This is a genomic window from uncultured Mucilaginibacter sp. (assembly GCF_903913935.1).
Classification (GTDB): domain Bacteria; phylum Bacteroidota; class Bacteroidia; order Sphingobacteriales; family Sphingobacteriaceae; genus Mucilaginibacter.
Map to the genome: position 1 here is coordinate 1 of NZ_CAIWNH010000263.1, position 2,166 is coordinate 2,166.

The following is a 2,166-nucleotide window of genomic DNA, read 5'->3' on the forward strand; positions in this document are numbered from 1 at the left end:
AAAATAGTGTAAACCCTGTTTTAATGTGTAAACACATAAATAACTCATTATTAGATATTTACAAAATGCAAACCCTAAATTATGTAAACCCTTTGTAAACCCTTTTTGTGCTTGTTTCCGTTCAATGAACTTGTAGATTAACGATTGGTAAATTTATGGTTGACCCGAAACTATTGACCAAACAACACCGCATAACTTACTGCATATTCGGAAGGATAGGTCTTTGAAGGCTCGATTAACAGTGCATCATCCTTTTGTTTCCAGTTAACTTTTTGGTTGCTGCCGAGCATTTTAACAGATGCTATTTTTCCGTTGCCTGATTTGATGGATAAGGCTTTTATACTCAATTGAGCGTCAGGCAATCCTAATGCTGTTACAAATAGTGTATCACCTTTAATGGTAAACCGCACATCCCGCCAGGTAAAGGGATCCTTCTGATCAGCAAATGCGCCGCTGGCTGATTTGGTTGGACCCTCACCATAAATTCCCCATGGACGGGTGCCGTAAATTGCAGGGCCGTTTACATCGAGCCATTTTCCGGTTCCCAATAAAACCTGGGTTTCCTGGTCGGTAATGGTGCCGTCGGATTTTGGGCCTATATTTAATAACAGGTTGCCATTCTTACTCACAATATCTATCAAATTGGTTACCACATAACGCGCATCCTTAAACGTATTGTTAGTAGTATAGCCCCACGACTGGTTGCCAATAGCATCATCGGTTTGCCATGGCAAAGGTCTTATTTCGCCCTGTTTCCCGCGTTCAATATCCAATACCGCTGTATTCTCCGGAAAAGCGGTGTTTTTATAATTGATCACCACTTCCTTATTCCAGTCCGTTGCTTTATTGTAGTAAAAAGCGGCGAAGGATTTTTTATAGGGACTCAGGGCGGGTTGTTCTATCCACCAATCAAACCAAACCAACTGGGGCTGATAGTTATTTACAAGCTCCATATCGCGCATCATCCAGTCGTTCATATACTCAGGCGACATGCTTTCGTTTTCTTCATGGGCGGGGCCGTAATAAGCATCGTATTTAGGATCGAGCACATCTGAGTCAAACTTTTTACCACCATTAAAAAACCACCAATGCTCAATACGATGAGATGAAAGACCGAAGATGAGCCCCTGTTTTTTTATTTCGACTGCCAATTCGCCAACCACATCCCGATGCGGGCCCATATCAAAAGCATTCCATTTAGATAAGGACGTTTTATACATGGCAAAACCGTCGTGATGCTCGGCCACCGGCACCACGTATTTTGCGCCTGCTTTTTTGAATAGCGCAACCCATGCCGCCGGGTCAAACTTTTCGGCCTTAAACATGGGAATAAAATCCTTATAACCGAATTTGCTTTGCGGGCCGTAAGTGGCAATATGTTGCTTATACTCATCCGACCCGGCCAGATACATTTGCCGCGGATACCACTCAGACCCAAAAGCCGGAACAGAATAAACGCCCCAATGGATAAATATCCCGAACTTGGCATCACGGAACCATTCAGCTGTTTTATATCTTGATAAGGACTCCCAGGTGGCCTGGTACCTGTCCTGGGCTCTTAAGCTTGTTATTAATAGAAAAGAAGTAATAAAATAGGCAATGATAACTTTTGATATCCTCATGATCTTTTGAATTTATCCCGTAAACAATGGGGTATTTATTAAAGGCTGGTGCTGTGCTGATGTAAAAATAAAAAAATTGCGATACCTCTGTAACAAATATTAAAAGAAGATACCTATTGGGTATAAAAGCAATAATATTACGTCACAAATTTAAAAATGGATAATAAACAAACCCGCTTTCTGCAGCTGATTGAAGAAAACAAGGGGATCCTGTTTAAAATCGCCAAAATTTACCAGGACGACCTGGAAGACCGTGACGACCTGATACAGGAAATGACATTGCAATTGTGGCTTGCTTTCGATTCGTACAGGGGCGAAAGTAAATTCAGCACCTGGATGTACAGGGTGGCGCTTAATACGGCCATCGCTTTTTTTAAAAAACAAAAACGCCGGCCCGACAATGGGCCCCTGCCGCACCAATATGAAATAGCCGAAGAGCTATCTGCGTCGGAAGAAAAAGAAGAGCAGTTGTCTTTATTTTACAAGGCTGTAAAACAATTAAATAAGGTAGAAAAAGCATTGGTATGCCTGTATATGGAAGATG

The 2,166-nt window shown here is 41.9% G+C and carries 2 protein-coding genes; one reads left to right on the forward strand and one right to left on the reverse strand.

The features are described 5' to 3' along the window. Nucleotides 1-170 precede the first annotated feature (170 nt). Nucleotides 171-1,622, reverse strand: coding sequence for an alpha-L-fucosidase (locus QZY09_RS10245; protein ID WP_295672040.1), 1,452 nt, complete (start codon nucleotides 1,620-1,622; stop codon nucleotides 171-173). Between the two features lie 156 nt (nucleotides 1,623-1,778). Between QZY09_RS10245 and QZY09_RS10250 the strand changes: the two genes are divergently transcribed. Further along, the coding region (locus tag QZY09_RS10250) for a sigma-70 family RNA polymerase sigma factor (protein ID WP_295672042.1) at nucleotides 1,779-2,166 on the forward strand (388 nt) is incomplete at its 3' end.